We start from the raw sequence: 22,704 nt of genomic DNA on the forward strand, positions 1-22,704 counted from the left end.
AAACAAAACAGGACAACCAGAAACAGACCATTAGAGAAAGTTGAAAACATGTACGGCCAACCCCAATACCAGCAGCAGAACAGCCAGCCGCAGCAGCCGGCGGCGCCCATGAGCCTCGACAGCGTCATGTCCGGAGGCGTGCCCAGCGCGTTCAGCAAGGACGACCCAATCGGCACGTCCGTCACCGGCGAGATCATCAGCATCGAAGCGCAGCAGCAGACCGACTTCACCACCGGCGCCCCCTTGTTCTTCCCGAACGGCAACCCGAAGCCGCAGGTCGTCATCCATTTGAAGACGAGTCTCCACGATCCGGCGCAGGAGTACGACGACGGCGTGCGCAGCATCTACGTGAAGGGGTACAACATCAAGACCCTGCGCATTGCCAGCCAACAGGCGGGCGTCGGCAACTGGCCGCGCGTCGGTGACCGGTTCACGGCCACGTTCTCCGGCACGCAGCCGGCCAAGCAGCGCGGCTACAACGACGCGAAACTGTACTCGTACCAGATCGTCCCCGGCAACGCGAACAAGGCGGCGTTGGACGCGGCCATGGCCGACCCGTACGCCGGCCAGCCCGCGCAGCCGGCCCCGTCGGCGCAGCCGATGCAGTATTCGCAGCCGCAGCAGTTCCAGCAGCCCGCGCAGCCGGCCGGCCCGACCCCGCAGCAGGCGACCCAGATCTACCAGCTGAAGGCGGCGGGCAGGACGCCGAACGACATCGCCGGCATGCTCGGGCTCACCGTCGCCCAGGTGCTCGCCGTGGCCGACGCCGCCAATCCCGGCATGCACGCGGGCAGTGAGGATACGGAGTTCTGATGGCCGCACACGTTCCGCCGACCACCGACGCACGCCGACAGCAGCTCATGCTCGCCGACTATCTCGCCGAATACGCGCGTGCCAACCAATGGGTCATGCTCGAGGACGGCGACCTCGACGAGCTCGCCGCGAACCTCGTCATCGATGGCTGGCGGAACGGTCACGGCACGCGAAAACAGCCCACGTGACCATACGTTACCGGTAACGCTGATATCGGTTCAAAAGCCGACGGTAACGTTACCGCGCGTTACCGGTAACAAAAACCGTTCATTTTTTGGTAACGCGGTAACAAAAAATCGTGTGCGCGGTAACGCATGAAAGCCAATGATTCCAATACCTAAGAGCACTGGTAACAAAAAAAGAGGGGTATATCTCCTCAACAAAAAGTCAAGATAGGAGGGAGCCATTATTTGTTACCTCCATTCTGCTCCGTTTCTGCCCACTCGACCGATTTTCAGAAAGGAAAAGCATGGCCGGCATGTATGACGATTACGCTCCGATCCCAGCCGAGGACCTGCCCGTGAAATACGCCGGCTGCTTCGGACTGCTCGAACTCACGTTCACGCCGCCGAACGACTTCGACCGCGTGATGACCATCACCGGGCACACGCTCCAGCTCATCACCGACGAAAGCGACGGCGGACGACGCAGCAAACAGCTCGTCATGCACGCCGGATACCAGAAAGCCATCTGGGAGCTGCGCGAGGGACACCTCCGCTACTGCCCGTCGCAGGACAGGCTCTGGCGGCGTGACCCCGACGTGGCGGACCATCCCGGCGACCGGCGTCTGCTCAACAGCTGGCACCCCGTCAAGACCATCGAGGACGAATACCACATCGGCAACGGGACGAACGACCGCAGCCGCAACCACTCGATGAGCGCGACCATCATGCGCGAAGCCAAACGCGCGCAATGGTTCAAACAGGTCCAACGCGGCGTGCGCATCGACCCATGCGTCTGGTTCCGACAAAACGGGCGTGTGGTTTGCCTGCGGGGCGATGATGACATGGCCGTAACCCAGACGTTCGACCCCAAAGGCATGGGCAACGCGGCCATCGAACAGGCGACACGCATATGCCGGTGGCTCACCGCCGACGACAAATCCTGCGCGAACCTGCTGCGCATGTTCGCGACCCCATGGCTCGAACCGTTCAAACAGCTCACCTACGTGCTGTCCGGACACGGCGGCGACGGCAAGACGCTGCTCATGCTCAACGCCATCCAGGGCGTACTGGGCGAACGGAAATCGTTCCCCGCGTTCAAGGCGACCGACTACTGCAGCAAAGCCTATTCACTCGCCCGAGAGTCGATGAACGACGCCATGGCAGGCAAAGCATTCGCCTACGACGACGAAGCCGGCGAAATCACGGACACCATGCTGCCCTCACTGCGCGCACTGTCCACAGGATCCCGCGTGCAGGCCCGAGTGACCGGAGGCAAGTACTATGCGATGACACCGACCGCGACCATCGTGCTGCTGACCAACATGCCGTTCGCCGACTCCAGCGAACCATCCGACCGACGCAGGTTCGTCAAAGTCGAGATGCATTCGCGCGAAGGCCGCTCATACGACGAATACCACGCCATCGAACTGTTCATCCGGGAACATCCGGCCGCGTTCTACGCGGCCAGCTGCCGCCTATGGGAGCAGGGCGACGAGCCCGAACTCGTCAACCTCAGCCCGTCACGCGCCATCAGCGACGAAATGTACTGGCTCATCAGCGAGATCCTGACCAACGAGGAGAAGTACGGGCGGCCGATCGCCAGCCGAGACGCCTACCGGGACGAATTCCACGCCTCCATCCCACGGGAGACCATGGCACTGCTCGGACTGGCCAACGGCACCACGAGAATGCTCGGCAGCAGGATGCGAATCGTCCAGGTGAAGGACGCGGCACGGTTCGACGTGTACCGTCAGGCGGTCGAATCCGAATCCGACGACGAGCCCGAACAGCCCGCGCGAATCGAGGCGCCGAAGGCGCAAGCCTCCGTCATGCCCGGCGTTGACAGTCTCATGCCATTGGATCCGCCGGTGTCCTGCCGGGACGGCGCCCTCATCGTGGAACGCGCATGCCGTGGCGAGATCGGCTTCGCCTACTGCGAGGGCAAACGCAAGGGCGACCAGTTCGACGAGAAGGTGTCACTGAGCTGGAAACGGCTCAACCCCAACGACACGACGCACGCGACCGCCGACAGCGTGCGCCAGGAGTGGACACGCTACTGCTGTCCGCCGTTGGGGCGCACGTTCGTCATCGACTGCGACACGGACAAGGACCATCCCGACCGTCCGCACGGCTTCCAGCTGCTGCAGGCTCTGGTCGGGCCATACGGTGGCGCGGCGTTGCCGTCCACGCTCGCCGTGCGTTCGCCGCATGGCCTGCATCTCTACTATCGGGTGCCCGCCGGGTGGGAGCCGTCCCAATTGCTGAACGCCGTGCATCCCGAGGGCATTCCGATCGACCTGCGCGTCAGCAACCGGGGGTACGTGCTCGGTCCCGGCAGTCGGGCGAACGGCGGCGACTACCTGCTGGTCGATACGCCTCCGGAATCCGGCATCCCGGACGCGACCCCGGAGCTGATGGCGTTCCTCGACTCGCATGAGTACACGGACAGGCCGAAAAACGGTTCGCCGGCGCCGACCGCTGCGGAGCCGGTCAGACTCAGCCTCGAACAGGTGATGGCCGACGACATGACGTTGCGCCGCGAACCGGGCGGACGGCCCGACATGTCGCCGGTCCCCGAGGGGCAACGCAATCAGGTGCTGCATGACTGGGCGTACGGGAGGGCCGTGAACCATCCCGAGAACCGGCCGGCCATCGAACGCGACCTGTATGAGCGTGGCCGCGCGTCCGGGTTGAAGGATCCGGAACTCGCGACCATATGGAAATCAATCACACGACAACTCGGAAAAAACTAGCCAAGGAGGAAACCGAAATGAGCATCATCAGCCACGAGGCCGAACTCAAATACCCTGCCGGCATACCCGGCATGGATCCCACGCCACTCCGCTCCGGATACATGGATGGCGCCGACCGCGAGCCCACGGACGCGGAGGTCGAGGCGGCCGCGGAACAGCTCTACTACATGGACTGCAACGCCGCCGGCCTGTTCCTCGACCTCAACTGGAACGCGGTGCCCAACGGCAACAAAGCCTACTACCGGAATCGTGTGAGGAAGATTCTCGACGCCGCACGCAACAAGGCCATGGAGGAAACCGAATGAACGCCAATACGATAGTCCGCCGCAAACTCCGCGTGCTCGCGGGATGCCTGCTCATCATCCTCGCGGGTCTTCTCGCCGGCTGCGGCGGGGACACGTCCCGGCCGGACGGGCCCGACACGGACACGACCGCCGTCACGGCAAGCGAATGCTCCACGGATGACACGCTGTTCCAGACATGCGTCGTCACCATGACCGACACCAGACGCGTCACCTGCATAGTCAGCCAAGGATCCCGTTTCGCCGCCATGTCCTGCGACTGGGATCACGCCGACGGGGCGGACAAGGGCTGGGAGTGACCGAAACCGATGACGGGCGTCAGAAAACGCGCATGCGAGCCGAAACCGCCATGGCTCCGGCTCATGGCGCCCCCAGGCAACATGAGCCGGCTCGAGGCGGACATCTGCGGCGGATGCTCCCACTGGATACTCAGATGCAAGCAAGGCGTCTGGGAGTCATGGGATCCCGGCGTCATCACAGGCGACGACCTGACCGTGGCCATCATCCTGGGCAGGCGCCTCACCCGGCTCGAACCCGTGTACGGCAGCACGGCGCCGAGACTCATCGACGTATGCGGCGAACGCGGGATCCGCCCCGACGCCCAGTATCTGGCCGAACACCGGTGCGGGCTCATGCCGGTCAGCCGACGGCCATACAGGCCGCGGAAAACAAGCCGGACAAGCAAACCATGGGATGCGGGCGTCACGGTGAGCGACGCCGACATCCGCGAATTCGAACGAATCTGGAACACGCCATTAAGGAGAACGCAATGACCACAGCGGTGCAACGGGAACTCATCCTCAAATGGGCGGGCCGAGGCTACACGCCATTGGAGATCGGCAGCCTGCTGAAACTTCCCACGGAACAGGTGAGGGCCATCATCGAGAACCCCGACGGACAACCGAAACACGACTGCCGCGTCGAATTCATCGAACCGCCCAGCTTCGACGGACTGTGACAGACGAGCCAATACACGACATACACGAAAAAGGGAGGGAACAGGCCATGGGCGTATGCCAGTCATGCCACGCCGAAACCAAGCCGGAACGAACATTGTGCACACGCTGTCGCATCAGGTTCGCACGCCTGCTGATCAGCCTCGGCAGGGACATCACGCCCATGCGCGACAGCCTCGACGCCACGCTGCACCCCGGAGGGCATCAGCCGAACCGCATCCAACCCAGCACGCCGCCCACCCCCATCCGGCTCGACGTGCTCGACATGATGGACCTGCTCGACTCCACGGCCCACCAGTTGTGGCACATCCTCGACGGCGTCGAACAGGACCACGAACGCTCACTGTACGGGACGCTCCTCGCCTGCGCGAGGCATCCGCGCCTCGACAGGTTCCACGACGCCGGCCTTTACCTGGACACGTTCACGCGCATCGGCCGGCAGATAGACCTGCTGCTCGACCCGCCGTCCGAACGCCAGCCCATAGGCCGCTGCACCAACCCGTTGTGCGGCGTGGAACTCGTCGCGGGAAGCCGGGACCAGTGGATCACCTGCCCCATATGCGGCACGGAACAGCGCGTGCTCACGGTACGGCTCGAATGGCTGCGACGCCTCTGCTCCGACCCGGAGAAGACGGGAAGCGCGGCGGAGATCAGCAAGGTGTTCACCGTCTGCGGCATCATCGTCCGGCGGAACACCATCAGCCAGTGGGCCAAACGCGGCCGGATCGCCCCGGCCGGGGACGGCCTGTACCGGTACGGGGACGTATGGCGGCAGGTCGAACTTGACAAACAGGACGACTGTCACCGATAATTGCAGTGGGATTAGTGGGTCAACAACCGGAAAATGGTTGCTGACCCACAGTCATATCCAAGGGTTGACGGCCGCACGGCGGACGCCTTTTCGGTTGGCGCCAGCGGCGACGCCGCGCAGGCTGCCGCCCTATCATTGGCGTATGCCAACCGAAAACGAAACACCGGAGCAGCGCGCCGAACGCCTGCAACAGGAACAAGGCCGTGCGATAGCCTGGATCTCCGAGAAATGGAAGCGGCAGCAATGCCCCATATGCGACGGCACCGAGTGGACCGTCGGCAACGTCGTGGAGGTACGCCAATTCGAGGACGGCAACATCGTCCTCGGCGGGGGCTCAACCCTCATACCGCTCGTACCGATTTCATGCTCCGACTGCGGATACACGTTCTTCATCAACGCGTTGAAATCCGGTACCATCAAACGACCTGAAGGCCCGGCGAGCGCATGAGCGGCAAGATCGTCGGTTCCATTAAGCCAGACCAGCCTGTTGAGTCCAACATCCTTACGGTCAAGGAGGATTTCATGCCTGTGCGGGTCACGGACCTCCGACATCTCAAACGGGACATCAAGGCCATTCCGGATGGTCAGGGAAAGTTCGACAACGCTTTCTGGGGGTTCGGCGGCGTGGGCGTGCCTCTCATCATTTCGGAACTGGTCCAACCCAACGCCACGAACAATATCGGCTTCTATGCGGGAATAGTGTTCATGGTCATTGCCGTCGTCTTCAAGCTGTTCGGATGGAAGGCGCGGAACGATCGCAATGCGATGATCCGCCGCATCATGGAGAACATCAATGATTTCTCGAACGGCGAGCTTGCCGACGAATCCGATCCGCCGGGCTTCCGGGCAAGACTCCAGGACGCGGTGATCCGTCGAATACAGGGAACTTCCTGAACATGTGGGAGCCCCGGCAGATGCCGGGGCTTTCTCATATCCAGACACGCGAACGGGGGCGGGTATGTCTTACAAGGTATGTTCCACGCCGGGATGCCCCCGGCTCATCGACCACGGGGCGCGCTGCACGGAATGCCAGCGTCGGAAGGACCGTGAACGCAGAACCAAAGGAAACCCGTATTCGAACGCGAGACACCGCAGGTTCAGACGCAAGGTCCTCGCAAGAGACCCATACTGCGTATGCCCCGGAGATACCCGGGCAGGTGGGTGCGGTGGGCACGAGGGCTTGTGCGGCAAACCCTCGACAGTCGCCGACCATTTCCCGTACGAGCGCAGCGAACTCGTGGACATGCACAAGGACCCGAACGACCCGCAATATGGTCGCGGCCTGTGCGAAGCATGCCACAACAGCAAAACCGCGAAGACAAGACCATTCGGCTTCCGCGAAACCTGAACACGCCGGCGCCCGACATCGGCGACGCCGTGAACGACGCGACGCGAAGCCTTGAAGCAAACAAAACAACATCTTCCGAACGCTCGCGAACAAAACAAAAGGGTCTGTTAGACCAAAGTGTTGGTTTCCACACAGGAACCAGTAATGGTAAAAAAGTGTCCGTTAGACTAAAGTGTGCATATCGTTACAAACACAGGAAGGCCTGATCGTCAAATACCTATCAGCGATCAGGTCTTCCTGCTTAATAACTGCGCATGTTAGACACGAGTGTGCATATAATGCACGGAATATTAAAGTCAGAGAATTGTGCTTAGAGACTTGACGTCAGATGACGCATTGACGATGATGCGATGCATGTAGGCATCCATGTACGCCCAGTCCGGAGCCCCGTCAATGGAGACCGGGAGTTTGATCTCGTCATTTCTCATGTACTCCAATTTCCATTTATCGACGAACCCGTACTTCTGGCGTCCGACACGCTCGATGCAGGTACCGACGAAGAGCATCTGTCCGCGACTCATCTTGGTCTTCGGATAGAGCACATGCACGTCATCCGAAGCCCAGAACGGCTCATCTTGATAGAACGTCTTGCCCACATTGCCGTTGTATGCGACGGTGAGCGTGCCAGCGGGGTGTAAGTGCCCGTTATTCGAGATGCGGGCGGTGATGCCGTTGTTCACGTTCGCCGCGCTGATGAACGGAATGTTTCCCGGGCGCATGTCAGCACTGGTGAGGCGTACACCCTTCTTGATGTCGAACAGGTCTTCGATTTTGAATGGCCGCCACGTTGACGTATCGACCGTATGCTTGCCATCATCGGTTTGCATCAGATTCTCGAGACTCGCCTCAGATTCTTGCATGACTTCGGACATGTAGGCATCCATGTATGCCCAGTCGGGATCGCCTTCAGCATCGATAGGGATTTTGAACCTGTCTTGTTTGATGCTTGTTATCGAAATGGAATCTCCCCACGTATATTTCCGGGACAATGACGCACGTAACGCCGTTATGAGAAACAGAAAACATGGTTCTGTGACACACTCTCCATCCAGCGGATAAAGTGCGATGTTGTGGCTGTCGTTTGAACAGAACGCCTTCGACTGGTACGAGAAAGTGAGCGTTTTCCCTCCGATTATAATGCAATTGCCATCGTCAATCCATGTGGTCGGACAGTCGATACACGTCATCACACCGTTGTTTCCCGATTGCGCAGTGACATAAGATACTTCTCCGCTATCCGGCTGGATGTTCTTCTGTGGGATGCTTTTGGTGTTGGTCATGCGAAAAATGCTTGAGACAAGAACGTCTTTCCACCCGCTCGCATCAATCCTCGCCATCGGTATCACCACCCTTCTGAATGGCAATGGTTACGGTATTGTCATCGACGCTCACGCGGCTCGAATACATGGCCGTGGATGTCAGCTTCTCGCTGAACGTCTTCGCGTCGATACCCTTCTTAAACATCAGGTAGTCCATCGCCGTCTTGCGGAAGTTCTCCTCAAAAATCTCGAACGGCTTCTGCGGAACCTGATATGACAGGTGCTCGGTAGGGTTGACCCACTGGCACGTCTCGTCGCCAGACTGCTTTTCCACGACCTCAACCCAATGGGCCTCGATTGCCGCCCACTTACCGTAGACGTCATGACGGCCCTTGTTCTTGACCGTCGCCAGACCATCAGACTCCATGTAGCAGGCGAAGAACTCCTTGCCGTCCTGCCCGACGCCTGCCTCGAACACGAAGATACTCGTGGTTACACCGACACCAAAGAACAGATCCTCTGGGAGCTTGACGACTTTCAACAGACGGTGGCGCTTCAGAATTCGCTGCATCTGCGTTTTACTAGTCTTTTCCAGTTTCTTATCGGGTAGGATGAACGCACACAGAGTATGTGCAGCGACGCTGTCTAGTACGTTCTCGACGATGGTCATGCACCCATACTTTCTTTCGTAGGGTGGGTTCATCAGCACCTTCGTGATGGGCTTCGATTGCATCCATTTGGACGCGGCCTCGGTACGGGCGTCCATCTGCTCAAGGTTCGTCTTTCCGTCCTTGTGAATCAGCATGTTCGCGCACGCGAGGGCGTAAATCTCACGGTCTAACTCGATGCCGTACAGGTGACTCGACTTAATCTCCGCCGCCTCATCTGTCTGCATGCCACCCGCCTCACGAATCATGTTCGCCATAGCTTTCACGAGGAAGCCGCCGGAACCACACGTAGCGTCCAGAATGTAATCTCCCTTGTTCACATCGAGTATCTTGTACATGAAATCCGTGATGTGCTCAGGAGTGAACACTTGACCCGCCTCGGACTTCTTCTTGTACCGGTTGAACTCGTTGAAGAAGATTCCCATTACATCCTCTCCACGCCACTCGTTCGAGTTAATGCACTCGGAAATCTCGACGACGCAATCAATGAAGTTGTTAATTGCGTTCTGGTTGTCCGTGGTATTCATCTTGATGTCGGAATACTCTTCCAGTAGGATGTCAATCTTCGCGTTTTGCTTACGACTGTTTTCCAGCGACTTAGAAAGAGTCGAGTGAATCGCCGTATGGAACGTCGCATAGTCCATATCCTTGAGGCGCTTCAAACCCGCGCCGTAACGCTCAGCGACCAAGGCGCACGCAGTGAAAATCATACGATGGTACAGGTTCTTGATGCCGAACTCGAAGTGAAGGCAGTTGTTGATGCGGGCGGTTAGCTCGTAGATGTGCTTCTTGTCGATGCTGTCCACTGTGTAAAGAGACAGATAGTAGCTGACGTTTTGCAGTTTATTGGGCGTCTTGGCCTCTTCCTCGCCCTTGAACACGCGAACGTCATCGCCGTTGTACAAAATGCCGATGACCTTCTCATATTGCGCCTGCATGATGCGGACGTTCTTCAGCACCTCGTCCACCTGCGCCTTACCGAGCGCAATGCGCGTCGCCTTGACCTCCAAGACCACTGCAACATCGTTTTTATTGTTCGGTAAATACCACCCGTCGGGCTTGTCGGCAACACCCGGGAACCCGAGCTGGTTGAACGTGGTTATCTGCCCCGTGCCGGACCGAGCGCCATCCTTGCCGTCCAGCGAGGACAGACCTAGCACTTTGTCTGCCTCCAGACGGACCTTGTCTTCAGTCATTTCAGCGGCCATGTCGTTCACCTCCCCTCATGGTGAACGATGTTTGGTTGATCCGGGGTAGCAGGCCGTTATCGCTTACCCCTCTAATTTCACGGTTAGACATCTCTTCTTCCGTCCTATCGTGTGTGTGAATAGATACGGAAGGCTGATATCGGAGGTGTATGTATTCGCTAAACGCCGATTCACATCTCTGTGGCACGAGAAATGCCCGTCAGACCGTGTTCCGGGCCTGACGGGCATCCTCTTTACCTATGCCGAACGATAGGGCCGCTACGAGCGTCCTATGCGTTCATAAGGGCTATTCCATGAATCTCCATACGTCCGTGACGAGCAGGTTATCAAGAGTGCTGATCTGCTGTCTCAGCAGATCATCGGTGCGCATGATCGGCCTGAGGTCGCAGTAATAGACGCCATCCAACGGATTGAGACGGATGGTATACCCCTTGAAATGGCCGGTGAGGAACGTCTGTGCCACCCTCTGCCGCCGCATGTCGTTCCCTCCCGCCCTCTGGACGTCGTTGAGGAACACCGCGAAATGGGGCATGTCCTCGCTGTCCGTCAATGCGTTGTACATGAACTTGTCGATGAAGATTTTGTCGATGCGGTCCTTGCTCGACGTCTTGACCGAACCGATCGCCTTGGTCTCGCCGTCCCTCTTCACGATCAGATCGTGCTGGTACGCCATGTTGAACGGCTCCACGCCCTCGACACGTATGGGCACCTGCACGGTGCCCTCCTCGGTCCTCGCGCCGATCTCGTTGAGGATGCGGCGGATGTACTTCTCGAACAGATCGCCGTTGAGTTTGCGGGCGGTGTTCGCGCTCGGCAGGGAATCAAGGGCGGCACCGATGGACTGCTGGCAAGTGTATACGAAGTTGTTCAGAGTCCGTCTCGCGTCGGCGTCGTGCTCGATGCCGCGTATGTCATGCAACGCCGACATCACGGTGCGCTCCGCGGAGTCGAACTCGTCATCGGTTATCATCAGATCGCTGTTGAGGGGCCGGGTGATCTTGAAGTTCCCGTCAGTGCCGTACTGGTAGAAGTTGTATACATGCTCGTTCGTGGACACGATGACGGCCTGCAACGCGCCCGAATGCACGTACTGAAGGTATTCACGGCAGAAATCGGCCCAATCGCCCACGGTGGTGAACCTGTCCTTGTCCTGCGCCCACTCCGCTAGCTGTCGTAGCGTCATCATCGTATCGATCGCCTTCTCTCGTAGTTGTCCCTGTCGAACGCCATCCACTGCTCTATCGTCCGTGAGTGGTCTATGGCGTCGAGACGTTCCGTGGCCCACTGGTTGTACTCCGCGTTCTCGTCGCACGCGAGCCATAGGCGATGCAGCTGGGACGCGACCACCGCCGTCGTGCCGGAGCCGGAGAACGGGTCAAGGATGACGTCCCCCTCGTTGCTTGCCGCGAGGACGAGCTTGCGCAGCAGCTCCTCCGGCTTCTGCGTGGGATGCGGCGTCTTCTCGTTCATGCCGTTGCACGTCGTGGGTATCTCGATGACGTCCTTCGGCTTCGCGCCCAACGGGTTGGGTGTCCAGTGACTGCCCTTGCGGCCGTACTGCGACGAGTCCGCCTGCGGATGGTCCGGGTATTTCAACGTGTGCTTGCCATACGGTATGCGCACGGAATCATAGTTGATGTGCTTGAAGTCCTTCTTCCGTAGGTGAAGGATGCTCTCGTGCGACCGGCCCCAGTCCTTGCCGAGGTTCGCCTTGTTGCGATAGAACCACACCAGCCACCGGCAGGATGCGAAGTACCTCATCGACGGGTGCTTGAGATCGGCAAGTATCTCGCTGAAACCGCAGATGTACAGGCTACCGGTCGGCTTGAGGATGCGTGATGCCTGTTCTATCCACGTCATCGACCATTCGATGTACTGCTCCTGAGAGCCGAAATCGTCCCAGTCGGCCTTCCTGATGTTATACGGCGGGTCCGCGAACACCATGTCAACGGATTCGTCCCTGATGTGCTTCATCCATTCGATGCTGTCCCCGAGGAACAGGACGCCATCGGGGAACCCTGTCGATTCCTGTACCGGCGGATCGCCCGGTATGAACATGCTGCTCATGTCCATGCTTCTGCGATCGGGCATGGACACGTCCAGCATGGGGTGATCTATGGCTGCGACCTTCTTAGGCATCGTACTGCTTCGCCTTTCCGTCAATACCGTCGATTATGCGAGACGGTATGTCACCTGTTCCCGTCGCCGTTATCGTCCGGTCTGACGCTCATGCTGAACGGGATGCCCTGTTCGCGCACCACCGCCTTGAGGAAGATCGTCACCGCGCCGGACAGACTCAGGCCGAGTTCGTCGAACACCTTGTTCGCCTCGTCTTTGAGTTCCGGGTCTATTCGCATGGTCGTCGTGGGAATGCTCATGGAGCCGTCCTTTCAATCGGATAGGTAACCACATCGTAACCCATCCGACATGACAGGTGACACCATGTGTCACACGGGCATGGGCATGCCCACGTACATGCGTCGGGTGATGCGGTACACGCCGTTGACGAGCTGACGGCCCACGGTGTTGCGCTGGTCGATGACGCCGCTCTTGAACGCCTCGGTCCATTTGAACCACGACAGGTAGGACTGGAGGTGCTTCGTGGACACGCCCTTGAAGCCGTGCATGAAGTCCTTGAGGCGCGAGTGCAGGCTGTTGATGCGGTTGATCGCGTGCGCGTGCGAGTCCTGCTGCTCCAGCTTCGCGCCGAGACGGTCCAGCACGGCCGGATACGCCCCGGCCTTGTCGGTGACCACGAGCGCGCCCTTGCCGATACGGCCATCAAGCACTTTAAACGCACGCTCACGGCCGAGGGAGCCACGCCCGGACACTACGAGGAACGACGCGCCCTCGTCGTCGATGCCGGTGACCACGCACACCTGCTCCTTGCTCAGGCCCCTCTTGGATGCCTTGCCGTTGCTCTTGCGGGCCGGGCGGGGCATGGTGCCCTTCCGGTAGCCCTTGTAGCTCTCACGGAAGTACGTCTCATCGATCTCCACACGGTCCCCGGCGCAGGCGTTGAACGAGGGGTTGTAGCGCTGGATGCACTCGATGACGCGACGGCGCATGAACCACGCGGTACGCAGGCACACGCCGCACTTCTCGGCACATGCGCGCAGGGACAACTGGTCGATGAACGCCTCGATGTACGTCATCCACGTCTCCACGGAAAGCTTGGACATGCCCATGACGCGCCCGACCTTGGCGGTGAACGTGCGGTTGCAGTCCTTGCAATACCAACGCTGATTACCGTTCTTGGTCCTGCCGTTCTTCCTGATGGCGATGGAGCCGCACTTCACGCACGCATCGGCCGGGACCTCCTGAGAGCCGGTGCCGAACATGTCCTCGTACACGATGGAACGCAGGGCCTCGATCGCACGACGACGCTCGTCGTCGTCTAGCAGGGACAGCCCGTCCCTGACACTGCTCACCAGCCTCGCAGCCCTGTTCCACTTGCTCATACCGCCATTGTATGCACTTCGTAGCTACTATGCAAGTCAGAAACCAACACTTTGGTCTAACAGACCCAAACAAAAAGCAGGAACACCGCACATCCCTCGCCGACACCGGTCGAAAACGCTGAAAATGTTGGAATCTCAACGTTTTTTCGACACGGGGGGTGGGGGTGAACGTGTGTTGGGCTGGAACCGCCGGAGAGGTGTCTCGCGGGTGCGCGTGTTTCAAATGTCAATCCGGGCGGGCCCGCAAGGGGCTTTTGCCCGTCTGTCGCTTGGGCGCAAGGCCCTGACGAGAGGTGAGTGATCATGACCAGTGGAGGAAGGCGTGTGCGTTCGGGGCCGCCGCCGGACCCGAATTCGAGGACGAGCGAGCGTCGCGGCTATACGCTGCGCGCCCTGCCGAACACGGAGTATTCGGGAAGACCGTTGAAGTTCCCGTTGCTGCCGCTGCCCGACGATGAGACGAACCGGCGTGAGGCCGAGGTGTGGAAGTGGCTGTGGAGGCAGCCGCAGGCGCGTGCGTGGAAGCTCGCCCAATACCGGTACATGGTGCATGACCTCGCCATGTACTGCCGCATGTTCGTGTTGTGCGAACAGCCGGGGGCGAAGACGTCGGATCGTGTGCTCATGCTTCGCCTGTCCGATCGCATCGGTCTGAGTCCCGCCGGATTGGCGTCGTTGGGTTGGAAGATCGCGGAGGATGACTCGCAGTCGCCTGTTGTGGACAGCGAGTTCACGAGGCGTCTCGCCGAGAAGCGTCGCCGAGAGGCGCAGGAGGAGCGTGAGGCCGGTGACGACAGGCCGCACGTGTATCAGCGGCGGATGAGCGGCAATGGCCGATGACGAGTGGATCATCGATTTCCCCACGTTGGGCCATCTGGTGTGCGCGTGGATAGAACGGCATTGCCGGCAGCCTGACGGCCCCTTGCGCGGCAGGCCGGTCCAACTGTCCGACTGGCAGTACTGGCTGGCGGCGAACAGGTGGCGGGTGCGTGAGGACGCGCCGTATGTGCCTCCGGAGGAGGTCACGGTCGATAACCCCATGGTGCTCAACCAGGCGTTCACGTACCGTATGACTTTGACCGTCGGCCCCCAGAAATGGGGCAAGGGCCCTTGCACGGCGTTTTTCACCGCCGCCGAGGGGTGCGGCCCGGTCGTGTTCGACGGTTGGGCGCAGGAGGGCGACGCGTATCGTTGCGCCGACAACGGCTGCCCGTGCGGCTGGCAGTGGCCGTACAATCCCGGCGAGCCGAGGGGCAGACGGCATCCGTCGCCGCTCATCCAGCTGACCGCGAACAGTGAGGAGCAGGTGCGCAACATGTACCGTCCGCTGGTCGCCACAATCCTGCTTGGCCCGCTCAAGGAGATGATGAAGGTGCGTGACACGTTCATCCGTATCATCCAGCCCGGCCGTGAGGGGGACGCCGACGCGTTGGACCTCGACCGCATCGATGTGGTCACCGCTTCCGCGAAGTCCCGGTTGGGTAATCCGATCACGGACGCTGAACAGGATGAGGCGGGCCTGTACACGAAATCGAACGGGATGATCGCCGTGGCGACCACGCAGCGTCGAGGCGCTGCCGGCATGGGCGGACGCACGCATGCGTGGACGAACGCTTGGGATCCCGGTGAGAACTCGTATGCGCAGCAGGTGTTCGAGACGGGTGAGGACGACGTGTTCGTGTTCTACCGGAACCCGGATCTGGCGAAGAGCCTGCGGCATCGGGATGGGCGCCCGTTGGATTTCAACATCAAGGCCGAACGTCTCAAGATGCTCGAATACGTGTACCGGGGAAGCCCGTGGGTGGATTTGAACTCGATTGAATCGGAGGCCAAGTCGCTGATGAAGACCGACCCGACGCAGGCGGAACGGTTCTTCGGCAACCGTCTGGTGCAGGGTGGCGGCGCATGGCTCGAAGACGGATTGTGGGAGAGCTGCTATGCCGGCGCATGAACTGTGGTTGGAGAACCCGCCGAAAGGCACCCGCGTGTGCGCCGGGTTCGACGGCAGTGAGAACGACGATTGGACGTGCATCAAGATGGAGACCGTGTCCGGGCTGATCTTCACGCCACGGTACGGGCCTGACCGGCGTCCGACGATATGGAATCCGAAGCAGTGGGGAGGCCGCATCCCGCGCGCCGAGGTGTCGGCCGCGTGGGCCGAGCTCAACGACCGGTACAGGATAGAACGCGCCTACTGCGATCCGGGTTTCCGCGACGAGATGTCGTGGGAGAGCGAGATCGAGGCGTGGGACCGCGCCTATGGTCCGCGCAGGTTCATCCCGTGGACGATGAGCGGGTCCAGCCGCGTCGGCGCCGTCTACGAGGCGCTGCGACGGTTCGAGGCCGATCTGACGACCCGGCGGATCACGCAGGATGGATGTCCGATCACCCGCACCCACATGATGAACGCCAGAAAGGTCGCCAAATCGTTGGAACGTTACGGGTTGGCCAAACCGCAGCAGAACAGGAAGATAGACGCCGCGGTGACCAGCATCCTCGCCCATGAGGCCGCGTGCGACGCTCGCGCCGCGGGATGGGGTGCGAGGAAACACAATTACATGCTCACGGGGTCTTCGACAAGGAGGTAGGAATGTACGATACGCCCGAACAGGTGAACGCGGTGACGAACCTCCTCGCCATGAAGATCCAGAACCGTCGTCCCGCCATCCGCCAGCACACGGATTACGTGCTGGGCGTGCGCGGCAAGCTCAAGTTCGCCAGCGAGGAATTCAAACGCTACATGTCGGACCGGTTCAGCGACTTCTCCGACAATTGGTGTCTTCCCGTCGCGCAGGCGCCGGTCGAACGCATCAGGTTCAAGGGGTTCACGCCCTATGAGGACGTGCAGCTGGATTCTCATGTCATGCGCTGCCTTGACCGCAACGATTTCGAGCGTGGATTGCAGGAGGCGGCGCTGATGATGACCACGGCCGGCCGGTCGTTCATCCTGGTATCGCAGCGGCCGGATGGCGGGGCGCGCATCAGCTTCGAGCATCCCGACAGCGCGGCCATCATCTACGATCCTCTGACAGGAGACCCGACGGCTGGTCTGCTGGTGCGTCAGGACGACGAACGCGAATACGGTACCCTGCTGCTGCCCGACCGCGTGTTCGATGTGCGGCGGCGCAAACCGGTCACCGTGACCGAACAGCGGTTGGAACCGGATGTGAACGGCTGGGAGTTCCTGCCGGACACGGAACGTGTCAACCCGTTCGGGGAGATCCCGATGCGCGAGTTCCGCAACCAGATGCTGCTCGACAATTCACCCATCAGCGACATCGCCCAGGTCGAATCCATGCAGGACGCCGTGAACATCGTCTGGGCGTATCTGCTCAACGCGCTTGATTTCGCGTCGCTGCCCGCACGCGTCATCACTGGCGGAGACGAGCTGGTCGAGCCCGTGTTCGACAAGCAGACCGGCGAACAGGTCGGTGAGAAGCCCATAGAGCTCGACAAGCAGGTGATGGAACGCATCTACCATTTCACCGGCGACAACGTGAACATCGCCGAGTGGACGAGTGCGAACCTGCAGGCGTTCATTCCCGTCATCGAGAAGGCCGTCGAGCATGTGGCGGCGGAGACGCGCACCCCCGGCCATTATCTGCTGACCAATGCCGAGGTGCCCGCCACAGGGTACGAGGTCGCCGAGGCGGGTCTTGTGTCGAAGACCATCGAACGCATCAGCTTCCTGAAATCCCCGTTGCGTGACATCTGCCGTATGGCGATGCTCACCGAAGGCGATGAGACGTCGGCGCGCATCATCGCCGACAGCAGGGTGACGTTCGCCACGCCGCAATACCGGAGCGAAACGCTCATGGCCGACGCGATGCTCAAATACAAGCAGCTCGGATACCCGTTGCAGTGGGTCGCCGAACAGATGGGACAGTCACAGGACGAGATCCAACGCATCCTGCGCATGAAGCAGGACGAGGAATCCGATCCCGAAATGATGGAGATAGCCCGAAGCCTGACCACGGAGGCATCCGATGACACTGGAAGCGGTGACACTGGACGGTAAACGTCTCGCCACGGTCGAAATGACCGCGCTGCGAGCTGCCCGCAAGGCATGGAAGCGCGTCGATCCGAACAACATCGAAGCCAGTTGGACGCTGACAAGCCGTGATTTCGTCCAACTCATGGGCGTATTGCAGGCCAAGGCCGCGGACATCGCCGTGGACTACACGGTGCAGGCGCTCGCCGAACAGGGCGAATACGTGGAACCGCACGGTTTCGTGGACACGTTCGCGTTCGGCGATGGGTACGCGCCCAGCGGCATCCGCCTGGCCGACTACTTCCGCTCGCCGATACTGGGCGTGCTGCACGCCATCAAACAAGGCTCGCCGCCGGTTCAGGCGCTCCAGTTCGGGCTGAAGCAACTGGGCACGCTCACCGTGCTGCTCGTGGACGACACCCATCGCAGCGCCGCAGGCGTGAGCATCGCCCAACGCGACGATGTCGGCTACGTGCGAGTGGAGGCCGCGGACTGCTGCAGCCGATGCATGATCCTCGCCGGCAAATACTACCGGTACAACGAGGGGTTCCTACGCCACCCGCACTGCCATGGACGTCATCTGCCGGTCAAGGGAAGGGAGCAGGCCGAACGCGCGGGATGGGTCACGGACCCGATGAGAGGTTTCCAGGCGTTGAGCCGGGAGGAACAGGACCGACGGTTCGGCAAGGCGAACGCGCAGGCGATCCGGGACGGCGCCGACATCTTCCAGGTCGTCAACAGCCGACGCGGCATCCAAGGACTCGGCGCCCGGAAGGGGCGTAGGAGCGGCACCGTGTTCATGACCACCACGGAGGGTACGACCCGCTACGGCTGGTCCCGCATGCTGGCGGACCAGCAGGGGCGCACGCAGAAACGCAGGCTCACGCCCGAGGGCATCTACGCGCTGTCCCGCAGCCGCGAAGAGACCATCAGGCTGTTGGAGCGCGAAGGCTACATCATCGCCCCCGACTGGCGCGAGAAGGTGCCGGAAATCCGCAAAGGCATGTGGCTGCACAACAACACATACCGTCAGGGGCGCACGGTGACGCAGACCGCCGCGCAACGACGGCTGGAAAACGCCAGACTCCGGTACATGGCCGCGTTGGACGGCCGTAACCCGTATGACACGTCCAAGCCGGTCACCCCCGAGGTGCTGGCGCGGGCGGAGAGGAATTTCCGTCGATGGCTGTCCACCGGCGGCGAGATCTACACCAACTGAATCGAAAGGAAACAATGGTGGAGAACCAGAACAACCCCGAAGGCGAAACCCTCGACGGTCAGGAGACCCCGCCGGACAACGGCGACGACTGGCAGTCGAAATTCGAGGGGCAACGCAAGGTCAACCGCGACCTCGAGGCGAAACTCGACGATGCGCGCAAACGCCTCGACCGCATGGACGAGGTGGAGAAGCAGCTCGCCGCACTGCAGGGCAAGGAAGCGGAATACGAGAAGGCCAAGCAGCTCGAGCAGATCAACGCGCAGGCCATCGCCCAAGCGAACCAGCGCGTGCTCAAAGCGGAAGTGAGGGCCGCTGCCAGCGGCAAGCTCAACGATCCCGGCGACGCCCTGCGCTACCTCGACCTGACCGCGTTCGAGGTCAATGAGGACGGTGAGGTCGATTCCACCGCCATCGGCGCCGCCATCGACCAGCTGCTCGCATCCAAACCGTATCTCGGGAAAGCCGAGACGACGCCCAAGGGCGTCAGCATCAAGCCGCCCAGCGGAACGCGGGACGGCGACGACCATCAAGGCCAGCTCACCCGAGATGACCTGAAGAACATGACCCCGCAACAGATCGTCGAAGCCCAGAACAAGGGCCGTCTCAACGACCTGCTCGGCGTCACCAACTGACCAGACAAGGAGGAAGGCCATCATGGCCATCACTAATTTCATTCCCGAGATCTGGAGCGCGAACATCATCGTGGAACTCCAGAAGGCGCTCGTGTTCGGCGCGCTCGCAAACCGCGACTACGAGGGCGACATCTCCAATGCGGGCGATACCGTGCACGTCACCGGCATCCAGGACATCACCGTGGGCGACTACACGGCGCACACGGACATCGCCATCGAGGCCGCGTCCGACAAGGACATGGGCAGCCTCGTCATCGACCAGGCGAAGTACTTCGCGTTCGAACTGGACGACGTGGAGAAGCGTCAGGCGCTCGGCGGGCTGCAGGCGCAGTTCACGTCCAACGCCGCCTACCAGCTGGCGGACGCCGCCGACCAGTATGTGGCCGGTCTCATGGCCGCCGCCGCGGGCTCCACGGTGCCGGCGGTCACGTCCAACGCCACCACGCCGACCGACGCCTACAACACGATGGTCAAGCTGCGTACCGCCCTCGACAAGCAGAACGTGCCCACGACCGGACGCTGGGTGGTCATCAGTCCGGACGTGTACGCGCAGCTGCTGCTCGACAACCGGTTCATCAGCGCCACGGAAAGCGCGCACAACACGCTGCAGAACGGTCTGGTCGGCTCCGCGGCCGGCTTCCAGATCCATGTGAGCAACAACACTCCGTACGACGATAAGACCAAGGCGTTCACGCTGATCGCCGGCACGAACGCGGCGACCACGTTCGCGCAGCAGATCGCCAGCGTGGAGGCGGCGCGCATGCAGAACCGGTTCGCCGACATGGTCAAGGGCCTGCACCTGTACGGCGGCAAGGTGTTCAAGCCGAAGCAGCTCGCCAAGGTCTCCTACACGCTGGAGGCCTGACATGGCGGGCAATTACGAGGATCTTCCCTACGTGGGCGACTTCGGGCGTAGGCTGCTCGCCTGTTCCACGCTCGAGGAGGCGCAGCAGCTCATCGGCTCGACCGGCGGGGATGCCCCCGCCGTGAGCGTGGACACCCTTTCCGGTGTGACGGCCACGGGCAGGGCCATGATGAAGGCCGCTGACGCGGCCGCGGCGCGCACCGCCATCGGCGCGGGCAGCAGCTCGTTCTCCGGCTCCTACACGGATCTGACGAACAAGCCGACCCTCCCCGCAGCACCCGCGGCGGCGACCACGGCGAAGGCGGGCCTCGTCAAACAGGCGAGCATCGCCGACGGCGCGGACGCCGCCGCCATCGTGGCGGCGCTCAAGACCGCAGGCATCGCCGTGGCCCCGGCCAGCGCGGACCAGCCGCAGGCCGACCAGCCCGGATTCTGACATATAGGAGTGGAGGAACGCGGGTGGAACCATTGGCATCATTGAACGATCTGGCCAAATACAAGGTCGAATACGATGACGAACAGTTGGCGCAAGGCCTGCTGGATTCGGTGTCAAGCGCCATCCGCGCCGCCGCCGGCTGCCCGATATCGCTCGGCACGTACACCATCGACCTGCCCAGCGAGCAGTCTCGCAAACTCGACCTGCCGTGCAAGGCGGTCCGCAGCGTCGAAAGCGTGCTGTTGGACGGCGAGGAATGCGACGATTGGGTGCGGTTCGGCTCCGCGCTCTACCGGGACAAGCCGTGGGGGCCGTTCAACCGTCCTCCGGTAACCGTCACCGTCACGCTCACCATGGGATGGGACCCGGTCCCCGAGGACATCGTCCGTCTCTGCTGCTCGTACGTGGCCGCGGCCATAAGCCAGCATGCGGACGGCGGCCCCGGCGCGCACAGGGGCATCTCCTATGAGCGTATCGATGACGCGCAGGTCGGATACTCGCAGGGCGGTACCGAGGTCATCGACGCCGCCGAACTGCCCGACACGACGAAACGCAGCCTGCGCAGGCGTTTCGGCGTCATGGGCGTGAGCATAGGGGTGTTCCGGTGAGGATCAGCAGCGGATTCCTCGACAGGTCCCGGCGCAACGCCGTCAGCCTGATGCGGGACACGTGCCGCGTCGTCCGCAAGGGACGACCCGTCACCGGCCCGGACGGCGCCGTGACCGTGCCGGAGACCGAAATCTACTCGGGCCCATGCAAGGTGCAGACCGCGGGCGGCATCGGCTCGGAAAGCACCCAACTGGGAGGCGTCACGCAGATTTGGCTGCTCTACCTGCATTTCCCCTACGGGACCGTGGGGTTGAAATCAGGGGACATCGCCACCGTCACGTCAACGAATCCCGGCGTGGGCGTGCGCACGTACCGGCTGGTCAACCCGCAGGGCGAGCAGACGCTAGCGACCGCCGAACGGTGGAACGTCAAGGAGGTGGACTGATGGGCAACGTCATGACCCTGGACACGAGCGAACTCGACCGGCTCGCCGCCGACTGGCGGTCTGCGGCCGCGAAGACGCCGAACAGGTTCAAGCCGACGTTCAGCCGCGCCGGCCTGAACGTCAAGAACGCCATCAACGACGACCTGTCCAGATCACGCAACGGCGGTTTCCGCCGTATCCGCGTCTCCTACGACCTGCTGCCCTCGGCGGAAGGCGTCGGAGTGGAGATCGGGCCACGCTCCGGCGGCGTGAACAGTCTCGCCAACATCGCGTTTTTCGGCACGTCACGAGGCGGAGGCACCCACCTGTTCTACGAGTTCGGCGAACAGGAGATGCCGGAACTGCAATCGCAGGTGCAACGGGTGGCGACGGAGATGATGACGCATGGCTGACCTTCGCGCCGCACTGTACGCGCTCGTCCCCGAACTCGACTACATGAGCCGGTACGAGGGCGTGCACCCGACGGATTCCGACCAGCCTCCGTGGATGATACTGACCGTCAGCCTCGGCGTCTCCGACGTCAGCCAGGCGCGGCAGGTCAGCAGCCACGAGGCCACGCTCGAAGCGCGCATCGCCGCGCTCACGCCCGAACAGGTGGACATCGCGGCCCTGACCCTGCTCGACGCGGTCACGGGCGCAAGACCCGTGGCCGACGGCGTCTCATGCGGGGCGCTCAACAACACGTTCGACTCCGAGACCTACAACACGGGCGACTCCGGAGGCGTCATCGGCACGGTGACCGCAGCCGCATACTCCGTGCGCGTGCTGCGGTGGAAAACCATATGGAGCCGACATGGTTAGGTACATCCGAGTCAAGGACAAGT

28 protein-coding genes are annotated in these 22,704 nt (G+C 61.5%); 22 read left to right on the forward strand and 6 right to left on the reverse strand.

Going from position 1 to position 22,704, the window contains the following annotated elements; all coding sequences use genetic code 11:
- Positions 1–48 precede the first annotated feature (48 nt).
- The 10 genes from CSQ85_RS01490 (at position 49) to CSQ85_RS01535 (ending at position 6,693) form a co-directional block, all read left to right on the forward strand.
- On the forward strand, positions 49–813 hold the full coding sequence (locus CSQ85_RS01490; RefSeq protein WP_150382537.1) for a hypothetical protein: 765 nt from the start codon (positions 49–51) through the stop codon (positions 811–813).
- Complete coding sequence (locus CSQ85_RS01495; protein WP_150382538.1) at positions 813–1,001, forward strand: hypothetical protein; 189 nt, start codon at positions 813–815, stop codon at positions 999–1,001. Before CSQ85_RS01490 ends, CSQ85_RS01495 begins: the two co-directional genes overlap by 1 nt.
- Before the next feature lie 281 nt (positions 1,002–1,282).
- On the forward strand, positions 1,283–3,730 hold the full coding sequence (locus CSQ85_RS12975; RefSeq protein WP_190972829.1) for a bifunctional DNA primase/polymerase: 2,448 nt from the start codon (positions 1,283–1,285) through the stop codon (positions 3,728–3,730).
- Between the two features lie 17 nt (positions 3,731–3,747).
- Complete coding sequence (locus CSQ85_RS01505; protein ID WP_150382539.1) at positions 3,748–4,035, forward strand: hypothetical protein; 288 nt, start codon at positions 3,748–3,750, stop codon at positions 4,033–4,035.
- Positions 4,032–4,331: a hypothetical protein gene (locus CSQ85_RS01510; RefSeq protein ID WP_150382540.1), complete on the forward strand. Its 300-nt coding sequence runs from the start codon at positions 4,032–4,034 to the stop codon at positions 4,329–4,331. Before CSQ85_RS01505 ends, CSQ85_RS01510 begins: the two co-directional genes overlap by 4 nt.
- A 9-nt stretch (positions 4,332–4,340) precedes the next feature.
- Complete coding sequence (locus tag CSQ85_RS01515; protein WP_150382541.1) at positions 4,341–4,805, forward strand: hypothetical protein; 465 nt, start codon at positions 4,341–4,343, stop codon at positions 4,803–4,805.
- Entirely contained in the window at positions 4,802–4,990 is a 189-nt protein-coding gene (locus tag CSQ85_RS01520) for a hypothetical protein (RefSeq protein ID WP_150382542.1), read from the forward strand. Before CSQ85_RS01515 ends, CSQ85_RS01520 begins: the two co-directional genes overlap by 4 nt.
- A 47-nt stretch (positions 4,991–5,037) precedes the next feature.
- Positions 5,038–5,799, forward strand: a complete 762-nt coding sequence (locus CSQ85_RS01525) for a hypothetical protein (protein WP_150382543.1) — start codon at positions 5,038–5,040, stop codon at positions 5,797–5,799.
- A gap of 142 nt (positions 5,800–5,941) precedes the next feature.
- Positions 5,942–6,247, forward strand: coding sequence for a hypothetical protein (locus CSQ85_RS01530; RefSeq protein ID WP_150382544.1), 306 nt, complete (start codon positions 5,942–5,944; stop codon positions 6,245–6,247).
- Positions 6,244–6,693, forward strand: coding sequence for a hypothetical protein (locus tag CSQ85_RS01535; protein ID WP_150382545.1), 450 nt, complete (start codon positions 6,244–6,246; stop codon positions 6,691–6,693). Before CSQ85_RS01530 ends, CSQ85_RS01535 begins: the two co-directional genes overlap by 4 nt.
- 750 nt (positions 6,694–7,443) lie before the next feature.
- On the opposite strand, the gene CSQ85_RS01540 is transcribed toward CSQ85_RS01535, so the two are convergent.
- From CSQ85_RS01540 to CSQ85_RS01565, 6 genes are all read right to left on the reverse strand, one after another.
- Positions 7,444–8,484: a restriction endonuclease subunit S gene (locus CSQ85_RS01540; protein ID WP_150382546.1), complete on the reverse strand. Its 1,041-nt coding sequence runs from the start codon at positions 8,482–8,484 to the stop codon at positions 7,444–7,446.
- Complete coding sequence (locus tag CSQ85_RS01545; RefSeq protein ID WP_150382547.1) at positions 8,471–10,282, reverse strand: HsdM family class I SAM-dependent methyltransferase; 1,812 nt, start codon at positions 10,280–10,282, stop codon at positions 8,471–8,473. The genes CSQ85_RS01540 and CSQ85_RS01545 overlap by 14 nt, the downstream gene beginning before the upstream one ends.
- Before the next feature lie 286 nt (positions 10,283–10,568).
- Positions 10,569–11,468, reverse strand: coding sequence for a hypothetical protein (locus CSQ85_RS01550; protein WP_223846759.1), 900 nt, complete (start codon positions 11,466–11,468; stop codon positions 10,569–10,571).
- On the reverse strand, positions 11,465–12,421 hold the full coding sequence (locus tag CSQ85_RS01555; RefSeq protein ID WP_150382548.1) for a DNA-methyltransferase: 957 nt from the start codon (positions 12,419–12,421) through the stop codon (positions 11,465–11,467). The genes CSQ85_RS01550 and CSQ85_RS01555 overlap by 4 nt, the downstream gene beginning before the upstream one ends.
- A gap of 50 nt (positions 12,422–12,471) precedes the next feature.
- Entirely contained in the window at positions 12,472–12,660 is a 189-nt protein-coding gene (locus CSQ85_RS01560) for a type II toxin-antitoxin system RelB/DinJ family antitoxin (protein WP_150382549.1), read from the reverse strand.
- A 69-nt stretch (positions 12,661–12,729) separates the two neighbouring features.
- Positions 12,730–13,743 (reverse strand): IS1595 family transposase, encoded by a 1,014-nt coding sequence (locus CSQ85_RS01565; RefSeq protein WP_223846760.1) that lies wholly within the window; start codon positions 13,741–13,743, stop codon positions 12,730–12,732.
- Positions 13,744–14,046: 303 nt separating this feature from the next.
- Here CSQ85_RS01565 and CSQ85_RS01570 point away from each other — a divergent pair, with 303 nt between their 5' ends.
- The 12 genes from CSQ85_RS01570 to CSQ85_RS01625 are packed head-to-tail and all read left to right on the forward strand — an operon-like array spanning position 14,047 to position 22,681.
- A complete protein-coding gene (locus CSQ85_RS01570) occupies positions 14,047–14,583 on the forward strand; it encodes a hypothetical protein (RefSeq protein ID WP_150382550.1) in 537 nt (178 codons plus the stop codon).
- Positions 14,573–15,694, forward strand: coding sequence for a terminase (locus CSQ85_RS01575; protein ID WP_150382551.1), 1,122 nt, complete (start codon positions 14,573–14,575; stop codon positions 15,692–15,694). The genes CSQ85_RS01570 and CSQ85_RS01575 overlap by 11 nt, the downstream gene beginning before the upstream one ends.
- Positions 15,681–16,331 (forward strand): terminase, encoded by a 651-nt coding sequence (locus CSQ85_RS01580; RefSeq protein ID WP_150382552.1) that lies wholly within the window; start codon positions 15,681–15,683, stop codon positions 16,329–16,331. Before CSQ85_RS01575 ends, CSQ85_RS01580 begins: the two co-directional genes overlap by 14 nt.
- Before the next feature lie 2 nt (positions 16,332–16,333).
- Positions 16,334–17,761, forward strand: coding sequence for a phage portal protein (locus tag CSQ85_RS01585; protein ID WP_150382553.1), 1,428 nt, complete (start codon positions 16,334–16,336; stop codon positions 17,759–17,761).
- Positions 17,730–18,953, forward strand: a complete 1,224-nt coding sequence (locus tag CSQ85_RS01590) for a hypothetical protein (RefSeq protein WP_150382554.1) — start codon at positions 17,730–17,732, stop codon at positions 18,951–18,953. Before CSQ85_RS01585 ends, CSQ85_RS01590 begins: the two co-directional genes overlap by 32 nt.
- Positions 18,954–18,967: 14 nt before the next feature.
- The gene (locus tag CSQ85_RS01595; protein ID WP_150382555.1) at positions 18,968–19,585 is read left to right on the forward strand and encodes a phage scaffolding protein; all 618 of its coding nucleotides are present in this window, start codon (positions 18,968–18,970) and stop codon (positions 19,583–19,585) included.
- 22 nt (positions 19,586–19,607) lie between these two features.
- Positions 19,608–20,450 (forward strand): P22 phage major capsid protein family protein, encoded by an 843-nt coding sequence (locus tag CSQ85_RS01600; RefSeq protein ID WP_150382556.1) that lies wholly within the window; start codon positions 19,608–19,610, stop codon positions 20,448–20,450.
- A 1-nt stretch (position 20,451) separates the two neighbouring features.
- A complete protein-coding gene (locus CSQ85_RS01605) occupies positions 20,452–20,886 on the forward strand; it encodes a hypothetical protein (RefSeq protein WP_223846761.1) in 435 nt (144 codons plus the stop codon).
- 23 nt (positions 20,887–20,909) lie between these two features.
- Positions 20,910–21,494, forward strand: coding sequence for a hypothetical protein (locus CSQ85_RS01610; RefSeq protein ID WP_150382557.1), 585 nt, complete (start codon positions 20,910–20,912; stop codon positions 21,492–21,494).
- The gene (locus tag CSQ85_RS01615; RefSeq protein WP_223846762.1) at positions 21,491–21,880 is read left to right on the forward strand and encodes a DUF6093 family protein; all 390 of its coding nucleotides are present in this window, start codon (positions 21,491–21,493) and stop codon (positions 21,878–21,880) included. Before CSQ85_RS01610 ends, CSQ85_RS01615 begins: the two co-directional genes overlap by 4 nt.
- A complete protein-coding gene (locus CSQ85_RS01620) occupies positions 21,880–22,272 on the forward strand; it encodes a hypothetical protein (RefSeq protein ID WP_150382558.1) in 393 nt (130 codons plus the stop codon). The genes CSQ85_RS01615 and CSQ85_RS01620 overlap by 1 nt, the downstream gene beginning before the upstream one ends.
- Positions 22,265–22,681 (forward strand): hypothetical protein, encoded by a 417-nt coding sequence (locus CSQ85_RS01625; protein WP_150382559.1) that lies wholly within the window; start codon positions 22,265–22,267, stop codon positions 22,679–22,681. Before CSQ85_RS01620 ends, CSQ85_RS01625 begins: the two co-directional genes overlap by 8 nt.
- Positions 22,682–22,704: the final 23 nt, after the last annotated feature.

The sequence above is a fragment of the Bifidobacterium rousetti genome (genome assembly GCF_008698235.1).
In the GTDB taxonomy this organism is placed as follows: Bacteria; Actinomycetota; Actinomycetes; order Actinomycetales; family Bifidobacteriaceae; genus Bifidobacterium; species Bifidobacterium rousetti.